The organism is Simplicispira hankyongi (assembly GCF_003570885.1).
Lineage (GTDB): Bacteria > Pseudomonadota > Gammaproteobacteria > Burkholderiales > Burkholderiaceae_C > Simplicispira > Simplicispira hankyongi.
Genome location: NZ_QXJC01000003.1, coordinates 82827 through 103672 on the forward strand (window position 1 = coordinate 82827; position 20846 = coordinate 103672).

Annotated in this window: 19 protein-coding genes; 15 read left to right on the forward strand and 4 right to left on the reverse strand. The window is 66.9% G+C overall.

Annotated features, from left to right (window positions below; translation table 11 throughout):
* Window positions 1-86 precede the first annotated feature (86 nt).
* The 4 genes from D3F03_RS07085 to flhC all read left to right on the forward strand — a co-directional run bounded on the left by D3F03_RS07085 (window position 87) and on the right by flhC (window position 3113).
* Window positions 87-1004, forward strand: a complete 918-nt coding sequence (locus D3F03_RS07085; protein ID WP_119108707.1) for a DMT family transporter — start codon at window positions 87-89, stop codon at window positions 1002-1004.
* 41 nt (window positions 1005-1045) lie between these two features.
* A complete protein-coding gene (locus tag D3F03_RS07090) occupies window positions 1046-1948 on the forward strand; it encodes a sulfurtransferase (RefSeq protein WP_119108708.1) in 903 nt (300 codons plus the stop codon).
* A 219-nt stretch (window positions 1949-2167) separates the two neighbouring features.
* Entirely contained in the window at window positions 2168-2497 is a 330-nt protein-coding gene (flhD, locus tag D3F03_RS07095) for a flagellar transcriptional regulator FlhD (RefSeq protein WP_119108709.1), read from the forward strand.
* A gap of 43 nt (window positions 2498-2540) precedes the next feature.
* Window positions 2541-3113, forward strand: coding sequence for a flagellar transcriptional regulator FlhC (gene flhC, locus D3F03_RS07100; protein WP_119108710.1), 573 nt, complete (start codon window positions 2541-2543; stop codon window positions 3111-3113).
* Between the two features lie 115 nt (window positions 3114-3228).
* Here the strand turns inward: flhC and D3F03_RS07105 are convergent, their stop codons facing one another.
* Window positions 3229-3882 (reverse strand): FlgO family outer membrane protein, encoded by a 654-nt coding sequence (locus D3F03_RS07105; RefSeq protein ID WP_158606144.1) that lies wholly within the window; start codon window positions 3880-3882, stop codon window positions 3229-3231.
* Window positions 3879-4586 (reverse strand): hypothetical protein, encoded by a 708-nt coding sequence (locus D3F03_RS07110; RefSeq protein WP_119108711.1) that lies wholly within the window; start codon window positions 4584-4586, stop codon window positions 3879-3881. The genes D3F03_RS07105 and D3F03_RS07110 overlap by 4 nt, the downstream gene beginning before the upstream one ends.
* A gap of 139 nt (window positions 4587-4725) precedes the next feature.
* Here D3F03_RS07110 and D3F03_RS07115 point away from each other — a divergent pair, with 139 nt between their 5' ends.
* Window positions 4726-5976 carry an AI-2E family transporter gene (locus D3F03_RS07115; RefSeq protein ID WP_119108712.1) on the forward strand — a complete coding sequence of 417 codons (1251 nt, stop codon included), beginning with the start codon at window positions 4726-4728 and terminating at the stop codon, window positions 5974-5976.
* A 231-nt stretch (window positions 5977-6207) separates the two neighbouring features.
* Here D3F03_RS07115 and ppc read toward each other — a convergent pair whose 3' ends face one another.
* Window positions 6208-9009 carry a phosphoenolpyruvate carboxylase gene (gene ppc, locus D3F03_RS07120; RefSeq protein WP_119108713.1) on the reverse strand — a complete coding sequence of 934 codons (2802 nt, stop codon included), beginning with the start codon at window positions 9007-9009 and terminating at the stop codon, window positions 6208-6210.
* 92 nt (window positions 9010-9101) lie between these two features.
* On the opposite strand from ppc, the gene hemC reads away from it, so the two are divergent.
* The 5 genes from hemC to D3F03_RS07145 all read left to right on the forward strand — a co-directional run bounded on the left by hemC (window position 9102) and on the right by D3F03_RS07145 (window position 13835).
* Window positions 9102-10016 (forward strand): hydroxymethylbilane synthase, encoded by a 915-nt coding sequence (gene hemC / locus D3F03_RS07125; RefSeq protein ID WP_119108714.1) that lies wholly within the window; start codon window positions 9102-9104, stop codon window positions 10014-10016.
* 14 nt (window positions 10017-10030) lie between these two features.
* Window positions 10031-10837, forward strand: a complete 807-nt coding sequence (locus D3F03_RS07130) for a uroporphyrinogen-III synthase (protein ID WP_119108715.1) — start codon at window positions 10031-10033, stop codon at window positions 10835-10837.
* A complete protein-coding gene (locus D3F03_RS07135; protein WP_119108716.1) occupies window positions 10834-11904 on the forward strand; it encodes a uroporphyrinogen-III C-methyltransferase in 1071 nt (356 codons plus the stop codon). Before D3F03_RS07130 ends, D3F03_RS07135 begins: the two co-directional genes overlap by 4 nt.
* Before the next feature lie 15 nt (window positions 11905-11919).
* Window positions 11920-13200 (forward strand): heme biosynthesis protein HemY, encoded by a 1281-nt coding sequence (locus D3F03_RS07140; RefSeq protein WP_119108717.1) that lies wholly within the window; start codon window positions 11920-11922, stop codon window positions 13198-13200.
* A 71-nt stretch (window positions 13201-13271) separates the two neighbouring features.
* The gene (locus D3F03_RS07145; RefSeq protein ID WP_119108718.1) at window positions 13272-13835 is read left to right on the forward strand and encodes a YceI family protein; all 564 of its coding nucleotides are present in this window, start codon (window positions 13272-13274) and stop codon (window positions 13833-13835) included.
* A gap of 50 nt (window positions 13836-13885) precedes the next feature.
* Here D3F03_RS07145 and D3F03_RS07150 read toward each other — a convergent pair whose 3' ends face one another.
* Window positions 13886-14890, reverse strand: coding sequence for an AraC family transcriptional regulator (locus tag D3F03_RS07150; protein WP_158606145.1), 1005 nt, complete (start codon window positions 14888-14890; stop codon window positions 13886-13888).
* Window positions 14891-15034: 144 nt separating this feature from the next.
* Here D3F03_RS07150 and D3F03_RS07155 point away from each other — a divergent pair, with 144 nt between their 5' ends.
* From D3F03_RS07155 to D3F03_RS07175, 5 genes are read left to right on the forward strand one after another with little or no spacing between them, the layout of a single operon-like run.
* Complete coding sequence (locus D3F03_RS07155) at window positions 15035-15970, forward strand: bile acid:sodium symporter family protein (protein ID WP_119109428.1); 936 nt, start codon at window positions 15035-15037, stop codon at window positions 15968-15970.
* Window positions 15967-16944, forward strand: coding sequence for an SDR family oxidoreductase (locus D3F03_RS07160; protein ID WP_119108719.1), 978 nt, complete (start codon window positions 15967-15969; stop codon window positions 16942-16944). Before D3F03_RS07155 ends, D3F03_RS07160 begins: the two co-directional genes overlap by 4 nt.
* A gap of 2 nt (window positions 16945-16946) precedes the next feature.
* Window positions 16947-17765: an SDR family oxidoreductase gene (locus D3F03_RS07165; RefSeq protein WP_119108720.1), complete on the forward strand. Its 819-nt coding sequence runs from the start codon at window positions 16947-16949 to the stop codon at window positions 17763-17765.
* A gap of 20 nt (window positions 17766-17785) precedes the next feature.
* Window positions 17786-19585: a Vgb family protein gene (locus tag D3F03_RS07170; RefSeq protein WP_147414712.1), complete on the forward strand. Its 1800-nt coding sequence runs from the start codon at window positions 17786-17788 to the stop codon at window positions 19583-19585.
* Window positions 19586-19601: 16 nt separating this feature from the next.
* Window positions 19602-20789, forward strand: coding sequence for an MFS transporter (locus D3F03_RS07175; protein ID WP_119108722.1), 1188 nt, complete (start codon window positions 19602-19604; stop codon window positions 20787-20789).
* Window positions 20790-20846 lie beyond the last annotated feature (57 nt).

A 20846-nucleotide genomic window follows, 5' to 3' on the forward strand; every position in this document is an offset into this window, starting at 1 on the left:
CACGGCCACGATGCTATTGTTACAGTAGCTGAAAACGCTTGCTGAATAAGCGCTAAAAGCCATTTTCATTTAATTTTCACACGCCCATGCAAGCCCTGTGGATGGTGCTCGCCGCCTTTTTGTTCGCCAGCATGAGCGTGTGCGTCAAGTTTGGCTCGGCGTACTTCACCTCGGCCGAGCTGGTGCTCGCGCGCGGGCTGATCGGCATGGCGCTGCTCGCCTGGCTGGCGCGTGCGCGCGGCGTGGCGCTGGCCACGCGCTACCCGCGCATGCACGCCTGGCGCGCCTTCATCGGCGTGATCTCGCTCGGCGGCTGGTTCTACGCCATCGCCCAGCTGCCGCTGCCCACGGCCGTCACGCTCAACTACATGAGCAGTGTCTGGATCGCCGCGTTCCTGGTCGGCGGCGCCCTGGTGAACTGGCGCCCCTCGCCCGAAACGCCGCGCCCGGCTTTGCAGGGCCCCCTGCTGCTCACCGTGGCCGCTGGTTTCGTTGGTGTGGTCCTGCTGCTGCGCCCCAGCCTCGGGCAGGGGCCTGGGCAGGCGCTGGGGGCTCTGGTGGGTCTGCTTTCAGGCATGTGCGCGGCGCTGGCCTACATGCAGGTGGTGGCCCTTTCGCGCATCGGCGAGCCCGAGGAGCGCACGGTGTTCTATTTTGGTGTGGGCTCGGTCGTGGCGGGCGGCGCCGCGGTGCTGGCCACCGGCCACTCGGCGTGGCCTGGCTGGCCGGTGCTGTGGCTGCTGCCCATCGGCGTGCTGGCCGCCGGCGGCCAGTTGTGCATGACACGCGCCTACGCCAGCGCCCACACCCCGCGCGCCACGCTGGTGGTGGCGAACCTGCAGTATTCGGGCATTGTGTTTGGCGCGCTCTACGGCATGGCGATCTTTGGCGACATCATCGCGCCTTCAGGCTGGGCCGGCATGGGGCTGATCATCGCCAGCGGCATCGTTGCCACCGCCCTGCGTACCCGCAGCGTGGCGTCGGCGCCTGCCGAAGAGCTCTGACGTGCGCACAATGGAGGCCTGACACGCACTTTTTCCCACCCATGGTCTACACCCACCTCATTTCCGCCGAGCAGTTGCTGGCCTTGCACGCGGGCGACGCGCCCTGCATGGTGTTCGATTGCAGCTTCGACCTGCCCCAGCCATCGGCCGGCCGCAGCGCCTTTCTCGAAGCGCATATCCCCGGCGCGGTCTATGCCCACCTGGACGAGGCCCTGAGCGCGCCGCACGGTGCGCCCGGCGCGGGCGGCAGCATCGTCACCGCCCATGCGGTCGACGGGCCGATGTCCGGCGGGCGCCACCCACTGCCGACACGCGAGCGCTTTGCCGTATGGCTCTCAAGCGTGGGGTTTGCCAACCGCATGCAAGCGGTGGTCTATGACCGCAACGGCAGCGCCTTCTGCGGCCGCCTGTGGTGGATGCTCAAGTGGATGGGCCACGATGCGGTGGCGGTGCTCGACGGAGGCCTCGCCGCCTGGCGTACCGCCGGCGGTGGCACCACAACCGGCGAGGAACCGGCGCACTTCCAGTCCAATTTCCACCTGCACCCACCGCTGCGCGAGTTGCGCAGCGCACTCCAGGTACAGGCGCAACTGGGCACGCCAAGCCAGACGCTGATCGACGCCCGCGCTCCCGAGCGCTACCGGGGCGAAGTCGAGCCACTGGACCCGGTGGCGGGCCACATCCCGGGCGCGCTCAACCGGCCCTTCTCGCAGAATTTCGGGCCTGGCGGACGCTTCAAGGACGCCGTGCAACTGCGCAGCGAGTTCGAAGCGCTGCTGGGCGCGCACGACCCCGCCACGGTGGTGCACCACTGCGGCAGCGGCGTCACCGCCAACCCCAACCTGCTGGCCATGGAGCTTGCCGGTTACGCGCCCACTGCCCTTTTTGCCGGCAGTTGGAGCGAATGGTGCAGCGACCCAACACGGCCCGTGGAACGCGGTTGACGGAGAAAGCGCAGCAGGTCCGCTCCTCTGCGCAGTCGGCCAAAAACAGCGGGCGGTGTAAGGCAACTTCCTACAAACCCCACCCCGAAACCAGACACGCTGCGCAGCCGAATGCCGACTTAATTTCTTTTTAGGCCGGTTTCACAATCCATTTCACCGGATCGCCAAAGCATGCACACGGCATGCAAAGCGCCCCCGGACCTGAAAAGGATGTGCCCCATGACCCAAGAACAAGTGCTCGCCGAAATCCGCGAAGCCAACCTGACCTACCTGATGCTGGCGCAGACGCTGATCCGCCAGGACAAGGCCGAGGCGGTGTTCCGTCTCGGGCTCAACGAAGAAGCGGCCGACCTGCTGGCCTCGCTCTCGCCCGCACAGGTGATGAAGATTGCGTCCCGCAACACGCTGCTGTGCAGCTTCCGCGTGGACGACAGCCTGGTCTGGGGGCTGCTGACCAACCACGATACGCCGCGCAAGGTGGGCAACGAAGCCACCAACACCTTGCACGCCAACATCCTGATGGCCAGCCGCGTCTCCGAAGTGCTCTGAGCACCCGGACCTTCGCTCTTCACCCCACCCGCCCGAAACTGCCATGACCGACACCACCGCCAGCACCAGCGCTCCCAAGCGCGCCGCATCCAAGAGCGTGCTCAACGAATCGCGCCAGATCGAGCGCGCCGCCCTGCTGATCGGCATGGGCGCCCGCATGCAGGTGCTCGAATCGGAAACCACGCTGTCCTACGAGCGGCTGATCCGCTTGTACAAGGAGATCGCGGGCAAGTCGCCGTCCAAAGGACAGTTGCCGTTCTCGACCGACTGGTTCCTGACCTGGCAGGAAAATATCCACAGTTCGCTGTTCCTGAACATTTACGAATACCTGGGCAAGGGCATGGACCTGGACTCGGTGGAACTGCTCACCAAGGCCTACCGGCTCTACAGCGAGCAGATCGAAATCGCCCAGGTGGAGCCCCTGTTGTCCTTCACCCGCGCCTGGCGCCTGGTGAAGTTTGTCGACGCCGGCATGCTCACCCGCACCCAGTGCAGCGACTGCAAGGGCCAGTTTGTCACCGAGCTGTACGAAAACCGCGGCTACACCTGCGGCCTGTGCAACCCGCCGGCGCGCGCGGGCAAGAGCAAAACCAGCGGCGCCTTGATGCTGCACTGAAAATTTCAAGGTTTTTTGGCCTCTAGCGCTTATGCAGCAAGCGCTGTAAGCTATCAAAATAAAAGAAAACCCGGCAAACCCGGCGCATGGCAGCGGCCGGGTTTTCGCTTTCTGGTCAACGCAGACCGAGCAGGCTGCGAAGCTCGTCGTCCAGCACCAGCGCGTAGTCGTGCGCGGCAATGGTCAAGTTGCCTTCCGGGCGCACGAGCTTGAGGCTGACGAACACCTGCCGGCTCGACACGGCATACGTGCCCACCACCACGGCCTGCGCTGCATGCGCCCGACTCACCTCACGCAGCTCGCGCGAGAGCAGCAGCGCACCCTCATGCGGCACCAGCGCCACGGATTCGCGCAAGCGCAGCTCGGGCACGGGCAGACCGCGCTGCGTCAGGCGCCCGGCAATCTGTTCGGAGACCACGCGGCCAAAACGCGACGAAGCACCCAGGTGATCCAGATCGACCAGCGTCGCCACCAGCACCGGCGCACGCAGGTCCAGCGGCGCGTTTTGCAAAAGTGCATCAGCGGCGGCGTAGCTGCTGCCCACCATATCGGCGTGCGGCGACAGGGCCAGTGTTGGGCCGTACTTCTCGCCGTAGTAGTAGCCGGCGCAGCCGGTCAGCGACCCAGCGGCGAGCGAGAGCAGCAGCGCTGAAGCACTGCGCAGAACCAGTCTTTGGCGCGCCCGTTTCACTGGCGCAAGTTCGGTGCTGCGTATGGCAGTGCAGGCTCGCGCGTCCGACGTACGGGCGCTGGACACAAGATATTTCATGGCTTGACCACCTGCCAGGTCTTCACCAGCAACGGCGGTGCGGTAGGCGATGCGCTGCGGTAGAGCGCAGCCTCGGCGGGTTCGATGTAGTACATGTCGGCAGTGCTGGCGAGATAGCGCCCGCCGCTCTCTAGCGATGTGGTCACCAGCACCTCGGTGCGTGTGGGTCCACCAGCAGCGGTCTCGTTGGGATGCAGGTTTGCAGCATCCATGGCCGTCCCAAGCACCAACCCGGTGCCAATGCCCGAGGAATCCGACTCGGGATGTACCGCGATGTCGCGCGCCACCACCACGCCAGCGGCCAGGCGCGCATGCGGCAGGCCGATCCTGCTGTCCATCGGCGCTCCGTGCTGCACCAGTTGGGTTTCGAAGTGCAGTTGCACTGCACTGGGTTCACTGGAAAGCACCACCCCGTGCTCAAGCAAATGCGCAATCAGCAGTTTGTGAAACCCCTGGTTGAAGCTGCTCTCAAGGGGTGGGGCAATGTAGATCGGATGCTCCCCGACAGGCCACTCGCTGATCTTGTCAGCAATACGCTGTGCCACATCGCCCGCCAGCACATCCCAGTGGTGTACGGCACGCACCGTCTTCTGGCCGCTGGCTGCAAAATTGTCGGCATGCGGCACGTCGAGCGAGGAGCAGCCTGCCGCAAGCAGCAACAGAGCCCACAGCGCCGGCCGGACAAAGTTCTGGAGAGATCGCATGGCAGCGATGGTAGGTCCAAGCCCCACGCCCCAATCGACGCAACAGCGCGGTATTTACCGCGTATTCCCGCACACGTGACACCGCATTCTGCGAAGCCGACCTACGCCCGCGCAGCCCTTGGCCGGCGGACAATGCCGCATGCTGCCACCCAACCCTGACCTCATGGCCAGTCCGGCCGATCCGGACGCGCCCGCAACGCCGGCATCGTCCTCGCCTCCCCCCACACCCTGCCAGCCCTGTGAAGACGCCGGTACGGTGGTGCTCACCCCCACCGAACACCGATCGGAGGCCGTGTCGCTGCATGTGCCGGTGGGCGCGCGCAGCGCTTCGCTGGCCATCATTGCGCTGTGCGCCTGCCTGGCCGTGCTGCACTGGGCGGCGGCGGTGTTCATCCCCATCGCCACGAGCGCTCTGCTGATTTGCGCGCTCTCGCCCGTCGTCGGCTGGCTCAATCGCCACCGCGTGCCGCGCAGCATCGCGGCGGCGGCCCTGCTGCTGGCCCTGAGCGGCGGCCTGGCGGGCACGGTGTACCAACTGAGCGACGGCGCTTCGCAGGTGGTCGATTCGCTGCCAAAAGCCGCCTCCAAGGTGCGCGACAAGATGCGCGAGCGCGCCCGCCAGCCCAGCCCTATCGAGACGGTGCAAAAGGCGGCTTCGCAGATCGAGCAGGCCGCCGCCGAAACCAGCGCGCCTTCCGTGGCCCGGCGCGGCGTGCAGCGGGTGCAGATCGAGCGCAGCCCGCTCGACATCCGCGACTACCTCTGGAGCGGCACCATGGGGCTGATGTCGGTGCTGGGCCAGTTGACCATCGTGCTGTTCCTCACCTTCTTCGCGCTCGCCGCCGGCGACACCTTTCGCCTCAAGCTCATGCGCATCGCCGGCCGCAGCCTGGCGCGGCGCAAGGTGACGCTGCAGGTCATCGATGAGATCAACGGCCAGGTGCAGCGCTACCTGCTGGTGCAACTGGCGACCAGCGCCATCGTGGGCCTGGCCACGGGCCTGGTGTACGCCATCTTGGGCCTGGAAAACGCGGCAGTCTGGGGCGTGATCGCCGCGGTTCTCAACCTGGCGCCTTATATCGGCTCGCTCGCCGTCACGGGCGCGTCGGCGCTGGTGGCGTTTCTGCAGTTCGGCACCCTCGACATGGCCTTTGCCGTGGGCGGCGCGTCGCTGGTGATCCACACCCTGGTGGGCAGCCTGCTCACGCCCTGGCTCACCAGCCGCGCCAGCAGCCTGAGCCCGGTGGCCGTTTTCGTCAGCGTTCTGGCCTGGGGCTGGCTCTGGGGCCTGTGGGGGTTGCTGCTGGGCATCCCCATCATGATGGCCGTGAAGGCGGTGTGCGACCGCGTGGAAGACCTGCACGCGGTGGGGGAGCTGCTGGGGAGTTGAATTTTGACGAAACTACCCCTCTAGTGCTTACCCAATAAGCGCTAGAGAGCCTCTGCACGAATCGCGTGGCAAGTGGGCGCTGCGGATCGGGATGAGCTGCAAGGCGCAAACTGCAGCGATAGCCGTAGCTATCGCGAGGATTTGCAACGCTGCAGATCGCCCGAGGCCGCAGATGCACACGGCGCGACGATTCATGCAGAGGCTCCCTAGCAGCTATAAATCCAATAGCAATCAACCTGTATTGCGCAACCCCGCCGCAATCCCGTTGATCGAAATGTGAATCCCGGTCTGCACCCGCTCGTCGCCCTGCCCGGCGCGCCAGCGGCGGATCAGCTCGACCTGCAGGTGGTGCAGCGGGTCGATGTAGGGGAAGCGGTGTTTGATGGAGCGCGCCAGCGCGGTGTTGTGCGCCAGGCGCTGCTTGTCGCCGGTGATGCGGGTCAGCACGTCGGCCGTGCGGTGCCACTCGGCCTCGATGGCGCCGAACACTTTTTTGCGCAGGCGGGCGTCCTGCACCAGCTCGCTGTAGCGCGACGCCAGCGCCAGGTCGCTCTTGGCGAGCACCATGTCCATGTTGGACAGCAAGGTGCTGAAGAAGGGCCATTCGCGCACCATCTTGCGCAAGAGCGCGAGCTGGGCCTTGGGGTCTTTGCCGGGGGCGTTCAAAAACGCCTCCACAGCCGAGCCAAAACCGTACCAGCCCGGCAGGGTGAGGCGGCACTGGCCCCAGCTGAAGCCCCAGGGAATGGCCCGCAGGTCTTCAATCTTCTGGCTGGGCTTGCGCGACGCAGGGCGCGAGCCGATGTTGAGTTCGGCAATTTCGCGAATCGGCGTGGAGTTGAAGAAGTAGTCCGTGAAACCGGGCGTCTCGTACACCAGCGCCCGGTAGGCCGCCATGCTGGCCACCGACAACTGCGCCGCCGCGTCCAGAAATGCGGGTGTGGCCGGCTTGGTGGGCTGCAATAGCGTGGCCTCCAGGGTGGCGGCCACCAGGGTTTCCAGGTTGCGCCGGCCGATCTCGGGGTTGGCGTACTTCGAGGCGATGACTTCGCCCTGCTCGGTCAGCCGGATCTGGCCGCGCACGGTGCCGGGCGGCTGCGCCAGGATGGCCTGGTAGCTCGGGCCGCCGCCGCGCCCCACGGTGCCGCCACGGCCGTGGAACATGCGCAGGCGGATGGGGGTGGTGGCAGCCAGCTCGTCGAAAAACTCCACCAGCGCGATCTCGGCGCGGTACAGCTCCCAGTTGCTGGTGAAGATGCCGCCGTCCTTGTTGCTGTCCGAGTAGCCCAGCATGATGTCCTGCTGGCCGCCCGAGCGCTGCACCAGCGCGGCGATGCCGGGGGTCTGGTAGAAGCCGCGCATGATGCTGGCGGCGCTCTGCAGGTCTTCAATCGTCTCGAACAGCGGCACGACGATGAGGTTGGCGCGGGCTTCCGGTGTGCCCAGGCTGCCTTGCATCAGCCCCACTTCCTTTTGCAGCAGCAGCACTTCGAGCAGGTCGCTCACGGTTTCGGTGTGGCTGATGATGTAGTGAATGATGGCGTCATTGCCAAAGCGCTGGCGCATGGCCAGCGCGGTCTCAAACACCGCAATCTCGCCCAGCGTGTGCGCGCTGTACTGCGCGCCCATGACGCGCAGCGGCCTGGCATCCTGCAGCAGTTGCAGCAGCAAGGCACAGCGCGCCTCCTCATTCAGCAGCGTGTAGTCAGGCACCACGCGCGCCGTGGCCAGCAGTTCGGTCAGCACGCGTTCGTGCTGGTCGGAGCTTTGGCGCAAATCCACCGTCGCCAGATGAAAGCCAAACACCTCCACCGCACGGATCAACGGGTGCAGGCGCTGCGCGCCCAGGGCCTCGCCGTGGTGCGTGGCGAGCGATTGCTCAATGGTGCGCAGCTCGGCCAGAAACTCGTGTGCGTGCGGGTAGGCATTTTGCGGCGCCACCGCATGGCGCGCCGCCTGGCCGCCGCTCAGCTCGGCCAGCGTGGCCGCCAGGCGCGCGTAAATGCCGGTGAGCGCGCGGCGGTAGGGTTCGTCCTGGCGGTGCTCGCTGGTGTCGGGCGAGCTTTCCGCCAGGCGCTGCATGTCGTTCGAGACCTCCACCAGCCGGGCGGAAAGCGAGAGCTCGGCACCCAGCAAATGCACTTCGGTCAGGTAGTGGCGCAGCGCCACCTCGCTTTGCCGGCGCAGCGCCTGCACCAGGGTGTCGGCGCCCACGTTGGGGTTGCCGTCGCGGTCGCCGCCAATCCACTGGCCCATGCGCAGAAAGCTGGCCACGCTGCCCTGGCCCAGGGATTGTTCAAGTTCGGCGTAGATTTTGGGAATCTCGCGCAGGAAAGTGGCTTCGTAATACGACAGCGCGTTCTCGATCTCGTCGGCCACCGTCAGCTTGCTGTAGCGCAGCAACCGCGTCTGCCAAAGCTGCGTGACGCGGGCGCTCAGCTGCGCCTCGTTGCTTGCCAGTTCGCGGGGCGTGAGGGCGTCGCGGGCGCTGTTGTAGAGCTGGGCGCGCTCGGCCAGCTCGCCGCGCTCGGCCAGCAGCTTGGCAATGGCGCGTTCGGCGTCCAGAATGCTTTTGCGCTGCACCTCGGTGGGGTGGGCGGTGAGCACGGGCGAGACGTAGCTGCCGGCCAGGGTTTGCGCCACGGTGCTGGGCGCAATGCCGGCCCAGCGCAGGCGCGCCAGGGCGACGTCGATGCTGCCTTCCTGAGTGTCGCCCGCGCGCTCGCGGATGGTGCGGCGGCGAATGTGGTGGCGGTCTTCGGCCAGGTTGGCCAAGTGTGAAAAATAGGTGAAGGCGCGGATCACGCTCACCGTCTGGTCGGCCGAGAGTCCCTTGAGCAACTTCTTGAGCGCCCGGTCGGCCTCGTGGTCGGCGTCCCGCCGGAAGGCGACCGAGAGCTGGCGCACCTGCTCGATCAGGTCAAAGGCCGCAGCGCCCTCCTGCTCACGAATCACATCGCCCAAAATGCGGCCGAGCAGGCGGATATCGTCGATGAGGGGTTGGTCTTTGTCGTTCTTGCGCGTGCTGGCCATGCATGGTCTCCGAAAGGGGTGCGCCGCGCGGCGGGCGCTGCTGCGGCGCAGCATGCTAGCATCCCTGGCTCAAGTTTTTCCTCTGCCGCGCCGTGAATTCCAAACCCCTGAAGATCGTCATCGCCACGCGCGAAAGCCGTTTGGCCCTGTGGCAGGCCGAACATGTGCAAGCCCTGCTGGCGGCACGCGGCCACCAAGTCAGCCTGCTGGGCATGACCACGCTGGGCGACCAGATTCTGGACCGCACGCTCTCCAAGGTCGGCGGCAAAGGCCTGTTCGTGAAAGAGCTGGAAGCCGCGTTGGAGGACGGCCGCGCCGACATCGCCGTGCACTCGCTCAAGGACGTTCCCATGGAATTGCCCGAAGGCTTTGCCCTGGCCTGCGTGATGGAGCGCGAGGACGCACGCGACGCCTTCGTCTCGCCGCGCCATGCCCGCCTGCAAGACCTGCCCCAGGGCGCGGTGGTCGGCACGTCGAGCCTGCGCCGCACCGTGCTGCTGCAAGCGCTGCGGCCCGACCTGCGCATCGAGCCACTGCGCGGCAACCTCGACACCCGTTTGCGCAAGCTCGATGAAGGCCAGTACGAAGCCATCGTGCTGGCGGCCGCTGGCTTGAAACGCCTGGGGCTGCAAGAGCGCATTCGCTGCGAGTTCGACGAGTCCGAAATGCTGCCCGCCGCCGGCCAGGGCGCGCTGGGCATCGAAGTCCGCGCCGACCGCAGCGATCTGCTCGAAGCCCTGGCGCCGCTCGCCCACCTGCCCACCTGGCTGCGCGTGGCGGCCGAGCGCGCCGTGAGCCGCTGCATGGGCGGCAGTTGCTCCATGCCCCTGGCCGCGCACGCCCGGCTCGATGGCGCGCAACTGCACATCGACGCCGCCTGGGGCGACCCGGAACTGCGCACGCCCCTGGTGCGTGCCAGCGCGAGCGGGTCGGCGACCACGCTGGCGCAGGCCGACGCGCTGGGCCAGGCCGTGGCCGCGCAGCTGCGCGAACGCGGCGCGCACTAGGGCCTGTTCCCCAGATGCCAGCTGCCGCGCCCCGCGCCCTCATCACGCGCCCAGAACCCGAGGCCTCGCAGTGGGTGCAGGCGCTTGCCGCGCGCGGCATTGCGGCGGCGGCGCTGCCGCTGATGGCGATTGCCCCGGCCAGCGACCCGCAGGCGCTGGCCGCGGTGCAAAGGCGCCTGGCCGATTACACCGCCGTGATGCTTGTCAGCGGCAATGCAGCCCGCCATTTTTTTGAGTCAAATCAGGCCTTAGCGCTTATGCAGCAAGCGCAAGCAGCTATCAAAACAAGAGTCTGGTCACCGGGGCCGGGCACCGCCAGCGTGCTGCGCGCCCTGGGCGTTCCTGCCGAGCGCATTGACCAGCCCGCAGCCGAGGCCCGCCAGTTCGATTCCGAATCCCTGTGGGAGCGCGTGGGCCCCGGCGTCAGCGCAGGCGACCGGGTATTGGTAGTGCGCGGCAGCGAACCCGGCGCCAGCACCACCGGCAGCGGGCGCGACTGGCTGAGTGCGCAAATCCGCGCGGCGGGCGGCGAGGTGGATTTTGTCGTCGCCTACACGCGCGCCGCGCCACAGTTCACCCATGACCAGCTTGCGCTGGCCCGCAGCACCGCAGCCACCGGCGGCCCGCTGTGGGTGCTGAGCAGCGCACAGGCCCTGGGCCACCTCTGCGCGGCGCTTCCCGACCAGCGTTGGGACGGCGCACGCGCTCTGGCCACGCACCCGCGCATCGCCGAGGCGGCGCGCGCAGCAGGCTTCGGAGCGGTTTTCGAGTGCCGACCCGCGCTGGCGGACGTGGCGACGTCGATAGAATCCCACGCATGAGCACACCCGACGAACCGGCCGCAGCCCCTGGCGCCTTCGCGTCCAGCGCCCGCATGCTGGGCTGGGCACTGGCCCTGGTGGCCGTGCTGGCCGTACTCGGCCTGGCGGGCAGCGCCCTGCTGTGGCAGAGGCTCAGCGGCATTCAGGAAGCGCTGGCTCGCCAAAGCCAGGACGCCGGCCGCCAGGCGATCGAGGCGCGCGCCCTGGCACGCCAGGCGAGCGACCTGGCGCAGGAAACCTCGGCCAAGCTGGCGGTGCAGGAAACACGCGTCAACGAAGTGGCCCTACAGCGCAGCCAGCTCGAAGAATTGATGCAAAGCCTGTCGCGCTCGCGCGACGAAAACCTGGTGGTCGATATCGACGCCGGCCTGCGCCTGGCGCAGCAGCAGGCGCAGCTCACCGGCAGCATGCAGCCGCTGGTGGCAGCCATCAAAAGTGCGCAGCAGCGCATCGAGCGTGCCGCGCAGCCTCGCCTGTCCCCGGTGCAGCGCGCGCTGGCGCTGGACTTGGAGCGCATCTCCAGCGCCAGCGTGACCGACACGGCAGGCCTGCTTGCGCGGCTCGATGAGTTGCTGCGCCAAATCGACGACTTGCCGCTGAAGAACGCCGTGGCCCAGGCGGCGGCCACGCAGCGCCTCGCCGCCAGTGCACACCCCGCGGCGCCAGCGGGCGCGCCTGCGTCCGAGCCCTCTCCCGCCTGGCTGGCGCTGCTCCAGCGCGGCTGGCTGGCGGTGCAGGACGAACTGCGCAGCCTCGTGCGCATCCGCCGCATCGACCAGCCAGAAGCCATCCTGATATCGCCCGACCAGGCCTTTTTCCTGCGCGAAAACCTCAAGCTCATGCTGCTCAATGCCCGTTTGGGCATCCTCGCGCGCCAGCTTGACGCCGCGCGCTCCGACATGACCATCGCCAGCAGCGCGCTGAACAAATACTTCGACCCGGCATCGCGCCGCACGCAAAACGCCGCCACGGCACTGCAGCAGATTCAGTCGCACCTGAAGACGGCCGAGGCACCCCGCCTGGACGAAACCCTCTCCGCGCTCGCCACGGCGGCCGCTGGGCGCTGAGAACCGGGCCCGCCGATGCGCGCAACCCTCTGGCTCCTGGCGCTGTTTGCCGTGGCGGTGGCCTCGGCCCTGTTTGCCGGCAACAACCAGGGAACGGTCACCGTCTTCTGGCCGCCCTGGCGGCTCGACCTCTCGCTCAACCTGGTCCTGCTGGGCCTTGCCCTGGCATTCACGACGCTGTACGCCGCACTGCGCGGATTCGCGGCGCTCATCGCCCTGCCGCGCCAGGCCCAGCGCTGGCGCCTGCAGCAGAAGGAACGCGCCATGCACGGCGCCCTGCTGGACGCGCTGGCGCAGCTCATGAGCGGGCGGTTCCTGCGCTCGCGCAAGGCCGCCCAGGTGGCGCTCGACCAGGAGGCAAGCCTGCGCAGCACCGGCAGTGCGTTGCCGCAGGCCGAATCGGTCCGTGTGCTGGCCAACCTGGTCGCAGCCGATGCCTCGCACGCGTTGCAAGACCGCGGCGAGCGCGAACGCCACCTGGAAGCCGCCTTGCTGCCACCCACCGGCATGGCGAGCGCGCTCGCGCAAGACCTGCGCGAGGGCGCCCAACTGCGCGCCGCCCGCTGGTCGCTCGACGACCGCGAACCCGCTGCGGCGCTGGCGGGTCTCGCTGCACTGCCACAGGGCGCGGCGCGGCGCACGCTGGCCCTGCGCATCAAGCTCAAGGCCACGCGGCTGTCGCAGCAAACGCAAGAAGCACTGGAAACGGCACGCCTGCTGGGCAAGCACCGCGCCTTCTCACCGGCCGCTGCGCAAAGCATCGTGCGGGGCCTGGCCACGGAGCTGATTCGCAGCGCCCACGACCCAGAACAACTCACTGCCAGCTGGCTGGCGCTGGACGCAAGCGAGCGCGCCATGCCCGAGCTGGCCATCCATGCCGCGCAGCGCCTGGCCGAACTCGGCGGCGAGCCAGCCCAGGTGCGCCGCTGGCTCGAACCCGTGTGGCAGCAACTGGTGGAGCACCCTGGCAATCTGGCCGAACTGGACGCGCGCCGTCTGGTGCGCGCACTCGAGACCGCACTCGATTCGCTCGATGCCACCTGGCTGGCACGCATCGAGGCCGCGCAACTGGCCAACCCCCGCGACACGCGCCTGCAATACCTCGCGGGCGTCGCCTGCATGCAGCGCCAACTCTGGGGCAAGGCACAGCAACTGCTGGCCCAGGCTGCACCTGCGCTGCAGGACTCCGGCCTGCGTGCCAACGCCTGGCGGCATCTGGCGCGCCTGGCCGAGCAGCGCGGCGACACCGAGGGCGCGCTTGCCGCCTGGAAGCGCGCAGCACTGGACGCGGCCTGATACCGGGGCGCGGTTGATCGCAGGCTGCGGACAACGGCCTAAACTGGTGGTTTTGCTCGCTGGAGGTTTTCATGCGCACTGCCATCACCCTCGCCGCCCTGCTCGTCACCACGGGTCCCGCCATCGCCGCAGAGTACGCAATCGACCCCGATCACACTTTTGTCACGTTTGCGATAGGGCACTTTGGCACCTCGACCAACCGTGCGCAATTCGAGAAGACAAGCGGCAGCGTGCAGTTTGACCGCGCCGCCAGGACCGGCCAGGTGGACGTGCGCGTCGATACGCACTCGGTGCACAGTGGCAGCCCGGGGTTCAACAAACACCTGCAAAGCGCCGACCTGTTCAACGCCGACAAGTACCCTGAAATGCGCTTTGTCTCCGACCGCTTCGAATTCGACGGCGACCGGGTTGCCAAGGTGCACGGACAGCTGACGCTGCTGGGAAAAACGGCGCCCCTGGTGCTGAGCAGCACGCAGTTCAACTGCTACCAGAGCCCGATCCTCAAGGCCGAGGTGTGTGGCGGTGATTTCGAAGGCAGTATCGACCGCACACAGTGGGGCATGGACTACCTCGTCGCCATGGGCATGCCCAAGACAGTGCAGCTGACGGTGCAGATCGAGGCGGCAAGGAAGTAGCGCGGCCGGGCCTATATCGCCTACGCTGTGAACTACTATTTTTATAGCTACTAAGGCTTATTTGATAAGCGATAGAGGCTATTTTTCCATGTTTTTGTGTACTGCGCCGGGGACTCCCCAGTCCAGCGGCGAAAGGCGCGCGCAAAGGCGTTGTCGTCGGAAAACCCCAGCGCCTGGCCCACGGCACCGATCGCCTGGCCTGAGCGCAGCGCCTGCAGCGCCATGTCGTGCAGCAGCGCCTCACGCAGACCCTTGAAGGACACGGCTTCCAAGGCCAGCTTGCGGTTGAGGTGGCGCCCGCTCATGCCCAACTGCTCGGCGATGCGCTCTTTTCCCCAGCGCGGGTGGGCGCGCACCAGTTGCTGGACCCGCGCCGAAACGCCGTCCTGCGCCAGCGACGCCAGCACGCCATCGGCCAGTGCACGCAGGTGCTGGTGCAGGCTGCTGCCGGCCTGCACCAGGGCATGGTGCAGTTCGGAGGCATCCATGCACACGGCGTTGACCGCCTGGTCAAAATGCACGGGGCACCCCAGCAAGGCTTCGTAGGCCGCCGGATCGGCGCGCGGCGCGTGCGCCAGCAACACCGCACGCGCCCGGAACCGCCCGTTGGTCATCCAGCGCGCCAGGCTCACCACGCAGCCCATCACGGCCTCCACCCGCTGCGGCAGGCACAGCACATAGTCTGGCAGGTAGCGCAACTGCACCTCGGCGCCTTGTGGCGCTATTTCGAAGCGCGCGTTGTCCCCGATGATGGGGGCGTATTCGGTCAGCACCTCCAGGCCATCGCCCAGGGTGTCGCAACTGAGCAGCAGCATGCCGACGATGTCCAGATGCCCGGCCTGCAGGTCGGTTCCCAGGCGCAGCGCGGCCAGCGGGTCGCCCGGACAGGCGGCGATGAACAGCGCCCACAGGGCCTCCTGGCGCGCCATGTCCACCCGCCCCTCCTGCGCCGTGTCGTCGCACATGGCTTCGGGCACCTTGCCTCCCTGGCGCTCGATGGCTGCCACCAGAGCATGGGTAAACCGCGCCGTCACGCTGAAACTCTCGCGCTGCATGCTGCTCCTTTGCCTCCCGGTCATGAATTGACGTGCCAGTGTCCTGTATGGACCGCCGCGGCGTCCAGTAGCCCTTTTACAGTCCCATGCAAAACCCGGCAGCAGGCGGTTGCGCGCTGTCCAATAATATTCAGGAGACACACCATGGCGCCCATTGACCAGGTGCAATTGCATTTCAACCCGCAGACGCTGCAGCTCCTCAACGCCGTTCTGGGTCTGGTGATGTTCGGCGTGGCGCTGGACCTCAAGGTCGAGGATTTTCGCAGCGCCCTCAAAACGCCCAAGGCGCTGGCCCTGGGCCTGTTCGGGCACCACGTGCTGTTTCCGGCCATGACCTATGTGCTGGTCTGGATGCTGCAACCCCAGCCCAGCATCGCGCTGGGCATGATCCTGGTGTCGTCCTGTCCGGCCGGGCACATCTCCAACTTTCTGGTGCATTTCTCGCGCGGCAACACGGCGCTGTCGGTCAGCGTGAGCGCGCTGTCCACGCTGGTGGCGCTGGTGATGACGCCGCTCAACTTTGCCTTCTGGGGCAACCTGAGCCCGGTCACCAGCGGCCTGATGAAGCAAGTGGCAATGAGCCCCTGGGAGATGCTTGAAATCGTCGTGCTGTTGCTGGGGGTGCCGCTGGTGCTTGGCATGGCGGTGGCGCACCGCTACCCCGGCTTTGCCGCACGCATTCGCAAGCCCATGAAATGGCTGTCGCTTCTGGTGCTGCTGGGTTTCATCGTGGGCGCGCTGGCCGCCAACTTCCAGCATTTTCTGGCGTACATCCAGTTTGTGGTCCTGGTGGTGTTTCTCCACAACCTGCTGGCGCTGGCCACGGGCTATGGCCTTTCGACCGCACTGGGGCTGGCCGAGCGCGACCGGCGCGCCATCACCTTTGAGATGGGCATCCAGAACTCGGGCCTGGGGCTGATCCTGATCTTCAACTTCTTCAACGGTCTGGGTGGCATGGCCATCGTCACCGCGTGGTGGGGTATCTGGCACATTGTGGCGGGCATGACGCTGGCCCTGTTCTGGAAGCGCCGCGACCCTGGCGGCGCCCCGGCCACTCAAGCCGCGGCGACTGCACCATGACCGCCCTCCGCGTTCTTGTGACGGGTGCCAGCGGCTACCTGGGCCGCCAGGTGGTCGCCCAACTCGCCGACCCGGCCCTGCCCGGCCGCCCGGCGCACATCGTGGCGCACGACATCCGCTCGCCCGCCGAACACCTGCCCGGCGTGGTGTACGAGGAAGCCGACATCCGCGACCCGCGCATCGCCGATGCCCTGGCAGAGCAGGCCATCGATACCGTGGTGCACCTGGCCTCCATCGTGACGCCCGGCAAGGGAAGCCGCCGCGACTTTGAATACGACGTCGACGTGAACGGCACCCGCAACCTGCTGCAAGCCTGCGTGCAGCAAGGCGTGCGGCGCATCGTGGTGTCGTCCAGCGGCGCCGCCTATGGCTACCACGCCGACAACCCGGCCTGGCTGACCGAGGACATGCCGGTGCGCGGCAACGAGGTGTTTGCCTATGCCCACCACAAGCGGCTGGTGGAAGAGATGCTGGCCGAGTACCGCCACAGCCACCCCGCGCTGGAACAGGTGGTGCTGCGCATCGGCACCATCCTGGGCGCCACGGTGCACAACCAGATCACCGATCTGTTTGAAAAACCGCGCCTGCTGGCCATCCGGGGCAGCGACAGCCCGTTCGTCTTCATCTGGGACCAGGATGTGGTGGGCATCATCCTGCGCGCCGTCTCGGGCGGCCCACCGGGCATCTACAACGTGGCGGGCGATGGTGCCCTCACCATCCACGAGATTGCAGAGCGCCTGGGAAAACCCACGCTGCAGTTGCCCGCCTGGCTGCTGCAGGGCGCGCTGGCCGGGCTCAAACCGCTGGGGCTCACGCAATACGGCCCCGAGCAACTGGACTTTCTGCGCTACCGCCCGGTGCTGCTGAACACCAAGCTCAAAACCACGTTTGGCTACACGCCCACCTACACCTCGGCCGAGGTGTTCGAGCTGTACCGCCAGGCGCGCATGCAAACCCGCAAGGAGAGTGCCTAAACATGCGCAGCTTTGAAGCACGCGGTGTCGTCATCACCGGCGCAGCGGGTGGCCTGGGCCAGGCGCTGGTAGCTGCATTCCTGCAAGCCGGCGCACGCGTGCTGGCACTCGACTGCAACGCCACAGCGCTCGCCGCCATGCAGGAGGCAATGTCCGCCCAGGCAACAGGCCACGCCCTCGCGCTGACGACCCTGGTGTGCGACATCACCCAGCCCCAGGACTGCGACGCTGCCATCGCCCATGCGGTGGCCCTGTGGGGCGGCGTGGATGTGCTGGTCAACAACGCCGGCATTTCCCACCGCAGCCTGTTCGCCGACACCGACCCGAAGGTCATTCGCAAAGTGATGGAGGTGAACTTCTTTGGCGCCGTGCACATGACCCATGCCGCCCTGCCCCACATCGTGGCTCGGCGCGGGGTCGTGGCAGCGCTCTCCAGCGTGGCGGGCTACGCCCCTTTGCTGGGCCGCACCGGCTATTGCGCCAGCAAGCACGCCCTGCACGGCTTCTTTGACACCCTGCGCACCGAGGTGCAGGAGCGCGGCGTGCAGGTCACGCTCATCTGCCCGTCCTTCATTGCCACGGGCATTGGCGCGGCAGCGCTGGGCGGCTCCGGGGCAGCGGCCACGGCACCCCGCATCACCACCGGGGGCGAGTCTGCACCGCAGGACATCGCCCAGCGCATCCTGGCCGCGCTGGCGCAGGGCCGCACGCAGCTTTTGCCTGACCGCACCTCACGTATGGCCTGGTGGGCCAGCCGACTGGCCCCCCGCTGGTACGCCCGCGCCATGCAGCGCCGCGTTCGCACCGAATTTGAAAAATGAACAGTCCAGGAGACAGCACCATGCACGCACGCATCCCCCACCACGCAGCACCCCTCATGGCGGTATGCCTGGCCTGCGCAGCTCTGCTCGCCGCACCGGCCAGTGCCGTCCCCATTGCGGTACAAGACCCTGACGGCAAACCGGTTCCCACCGTGATGGTGAGCCGCCAGCCGGTCAACATGGCAGCAGTGGACACCTCCGACAACGGCTACCCAGCCAGCGGCCAACAGCAGCAAGCCTATGTGGAGCTGGCCCGCTTTACCGATGCGCGGGGGCAGGTCGATATTCCCCCGGCCGAATTCCCCTGGAAGATTCGCCTGCGCAAGCCCGGTTACAAGGATCGAACGCTCCTGGCCAAGGAGCTTGGCAGCACGGCCGTCGTCATGGCCCCGGAGCATGACCCCGCCGCCTTGGCCGAGCAGCAGCCAGCCAATGCCTGGTCGTCCACCATCGACTTTGCAAACGCCACGCTGAAAAAGGAGTTCATGCTGCAATGCAATTTCTGCCACCAACAGGGCGGGCCTCAGCTGCGCCGCGAACGTTCGGCCGATGAATGGCGCGCCGCCATCCAACGCATGATGCGCTATGGCTCGCGCCTGTCCAGCCAGGAGCAGAAAGAGATTCCCGCCCTGCTGGAGGCGCACTGGAAGAAGATCCACGCCAACCCCTCACTGGTGCCGGCCGGCACACCCTGGGGGGCATCCCTGGCCAAAGCCACCATCCGCGAACTGCCCATTGGCGACAGCATGTCGCAAATGCACGATTTGCTGCTGCATTCCAACGGCATGGTGTATGTGGGGGACAACCTGCAGGACCGGGTCTACGAAGTGGACCCGGCCACGGGCCGGTACACCGTCTACAAGATTCCGCCACGGCCGGGCGACAAGCTCGGCGGCCTGCTGGCGGGTCGCCTGCGCGATTTCCCCAAGCACGAAACCTACCAGGGCATCCACTCGCTGGCCGAGTCCCCCAAAGACGGGCACATCTTCATCACGCCCTCGTACCAGCGGCGCCTGATCGAATTCGACCCAAAGACCAAGGCATTCATTTACCACGACATGGACGGCGGCTTTTACCCGCACACCGTGCGTTTCGACGCCAAGAACCGTGTCTGGTTCACGCTGGCGCTCAGCAACCAGGTCGGCATGTACGACCGTGCAGCGGACAAGTTCACCTTCTACGATCTGCCATTTCGCAGCCTGATGGAACGCATCACCGTCAAGCTCACGCCGTTCATCTTCAAGCTGCTGGGCTGGGGCATCCCGATTGCCAACTACGTCAACGTGGACCACGTTTCCACCGGCGTCCCCCTGCCCTACGGCATTGACATCACCCCAGACGGCAAGGCCTGGATTGCCCGGCTGCACACCGACGAGATCGCCTCGGTGGACCCCGATACCGGCAAAGTGACCATGGTCAAAACCCCGTTCAGCGCGCCCCGGCGCCTGCGCAGTGATCGGGAGGGCAACCTGTGGATCACGGCCTTCAACGAATCGCAAATCGTGCGCTACACCCCCAGCACCGGTGCGTTCATGCGCCTGGACCTGCCGGTCGTTCCCAAGGGCAGCGACACCCCGTACGCGCTCAATGTGGACCGGGTGCGCAACCAGGTATGGGTCAACGGCACCAACTCCGATTCGGTCTACCGCTACGACATCGCCACACAGACCTGGAGCATGTTCCCCATGCAGCGCCACGTCACCTTTACCCGCGACGTGGAAATCTCACCGGCCGGAAAGGTCTATGTCACCAGCGCCTCATTTCCCAGCTGGCAGATCGAGGATGGCCAGCCCACCCTGATCGAAATCACCCCGCAATAGGCGCTGAGTTGCGAGCATGCCAATCTCCCTGCGGCGCTTTTACCTCTCGTGCCTGCTGGCGTTTACCGGCGGGCACATGGTCAACTACACCGTCATCCTGTACCTGCAGGAGAAGGTGGGTTCGGACTGGCTCTCCGGCGTGGGGTTTGGCCTGTCGTTCGGCAGCTCGCTCGTGTTTGGCTGGTTTGCCGGGGTTTTGTGCGACCGCATGGCTCCGGCAAGGGTGATCCACGGCGCCCAGGCTCTGTTTGTGCTGTGCCTGGCAGGCCTGTGGTGGACCGACGCGGCAACCACCGGCCAGAGCCGCGTGGCCTGGACCCTGTTCTCGGCATTTCTGGGCGGCCTGGCCTGGTCTTTTGTCGGCCCGGCCCGACTGGCCACTCTGGGGCAGATTGCCCCGGCGGACAAGCTCAAGCCCGCGACCATCGTCTTCAACCTGCAGGTGCTGCTGGGGTTTGGCCTGGCGCCCGTGGTGATTGGCGTGGTGCGCAGCCATTTTGGCTGGCCCGCCGTGTTTGCCACGGGCATGGGCTTGTTTGCCGCCTCTTCCCTGCTGCTGCTGGGCACCCGCACCCACGGCAGCGACCGCCCCCGCCTGGGTGTAGCGCAGGAAATGCGCGAAGGTTTTGCCGCCGTGGGCGCCAACCCCTTGCTGGCACAACTCATCGTGGCCGCCATCGTGGCCTATGCCATGACCGGCCCCATGCAGATTCTGCTGCCCAAATTGGCGCGTGAAGTGCTCGGCCTGTCGGAACTGCAGCGCGGCGGCTACCTGGGCCTGATGGCGCTGACGCTGATTGCCGGGGGCGTCACGGCCTTGCTTCTCAGCAAGCACCTGCACCACGGCGCTGCCATCTTCGTCGGCACCGTCACGGCCAGCCTGCTCTTTGCGTCGCTCAGCCACTGGAGCAGCGCCGCCGCATCGGCCACGGCGCTGAGCGGCATGGGCCTGCTGGGCGGCATGGTCATCAGCTTCGTCATCGCCGGCATCCAGGGCCAGGCGCCCGATGCCCTGCGCGGGCGCATCAGGGGCATTTATTCCATCATTTCACAGGTGGTGCCAGCCGCCTCGGGCGTGGCCGCCGGTGCGCTGGTGCGCAGCACCGGTGTCACAAGCGCCATCGCCATGGCGGGCGTGGGACTGGCGGGCGTGGCATTGCTGGCCGCGCTGGCAATGCCCCAACTGCGCCGCATGCGGGCCTGACGCCACTGCATTCGCATAAAATTGCCCGCACCTCCCCACACTGCCACGCCCAGTGGC

Coding starts and splice junctions, on each gene's coding strand:
- D3F03_RS07110 (WP_119108711.1), bottom strand. CDS start 4,586: ATGCGATCTCTCCAGAACTTTGTCCGGCCGGCGCTGTGGGCTCTGTTG.
- D3F03_RS07135 (WP_119108716.1), top strand. CDS start 10,834: ATGAGCACACCCGACGAACCGGCCGCAGCCCCTGGCGCCTTCGCGTCC.
- D3F03_RS07175 (WP_119108722.1), top strand. CDS start 19,602: ATGCCAATCTCCCTGCGGCGCTTTTACCTCTCGTGCCTGCTGGCGTTT.
- D3F03_RS07160 (WP_119108719.1), top strand. CDS start 15,967: ATGACCGCCCTCCGCGTTCTTGTGACGGGTGCCAGCGGCTACCTGGGC.
- D3F03_RS07140 (WP_119108717.1), top strand. CDS start 11,920: ATGCGCGCAACCCTCTGGCTCCTGGCGCTGTTTGCCGTGGCGGTGGCC.
- flhD (WP_119108709.1), top strand. CDS start 2,168: ATGACCCAAGAACAAGTGCTCGCCGAAATCCGCGAAGCCAACCTGACC.
- flhC (WP_119108710.1), top strand. CDS start 2,541: ATGACCGACACCACCGCCAGCACCAGCGCTCCCAAGCGCGCCGCATCC.
- D3F03_RS07150 (WP_158606145.1), bottom strand. CDS start 14,890: ATGCAGCGCGAGAGTTTCAGCGTGACGGCGCGGTTTACCCATGCTCTG.
- D3F03_RS07170 (WP_147414712.1), top strand. CDS start 17,786: ATGCACGCACGCATCCCCCACCACGCAGCACCCCTCATGGCGGTATGC.
- D3F03_RS07145 (WP_119108718.1), top strand. CDS start 13,272: ATGCGCACTGCCATCACCCTCGCCGCCCTGCTCGTCACCACGGGTCCC.
- D3F03_RS07105 (WP_158606144.1), bottom strand. CDS start 3,882: ATGAAATATCTTGTGTCCAGCGCCCGTACGTCGGACGCGCGAGCCTGC.
- D3F03_RS07165 (WP_119108720.1), top strand. CDS start 16,947: ATGCGCAGCTTTGAAGCACGCGGTGTCGTCATCACCGGCGCAGCGGGT.
- D3F03_RS07085 (WP_119108707.1), top strand. CDS start 87: ATGCAAGCCCTGTGGATGGTGCTCGCCGCCTTTTTGTTCGCCAGCATG.
- D3F03_RS07130 (WP_119108715.1), top strand. CDS start 10,031: ATGCCAGCTGCCGCGCCCCGCGCCCTCATCACGCGCCCAGAACCCGAG.
- D3F03_RS07115 (WP_119108712.1), top strand. CDS start 4,726: ATGCTGCCACCCAACCCTGACCTCATGGCCAGTCCGGCCGATCCGGAC.
- D3F03_RS07155 (WP_119109428.1), top strand. CDS start 15,035: ATGGCGCCCATTGACCAGGTGCAATTGCATTTCAACCCGCAGACGCTG.
- ppc (WP_119108713.1), bottom strand. CDS start 9,009: ATGGCCAGCACGCGCAAGAACGACAAAGACCAACCCCTCATCGACGAT.
- D3F03_RS07090 (WP_119108708.1), top strand. CDS start 1,046: ATGGTCTACACCCACCTCATTTCCGCCGAGCAGTTGCTGGCCTTGCAC.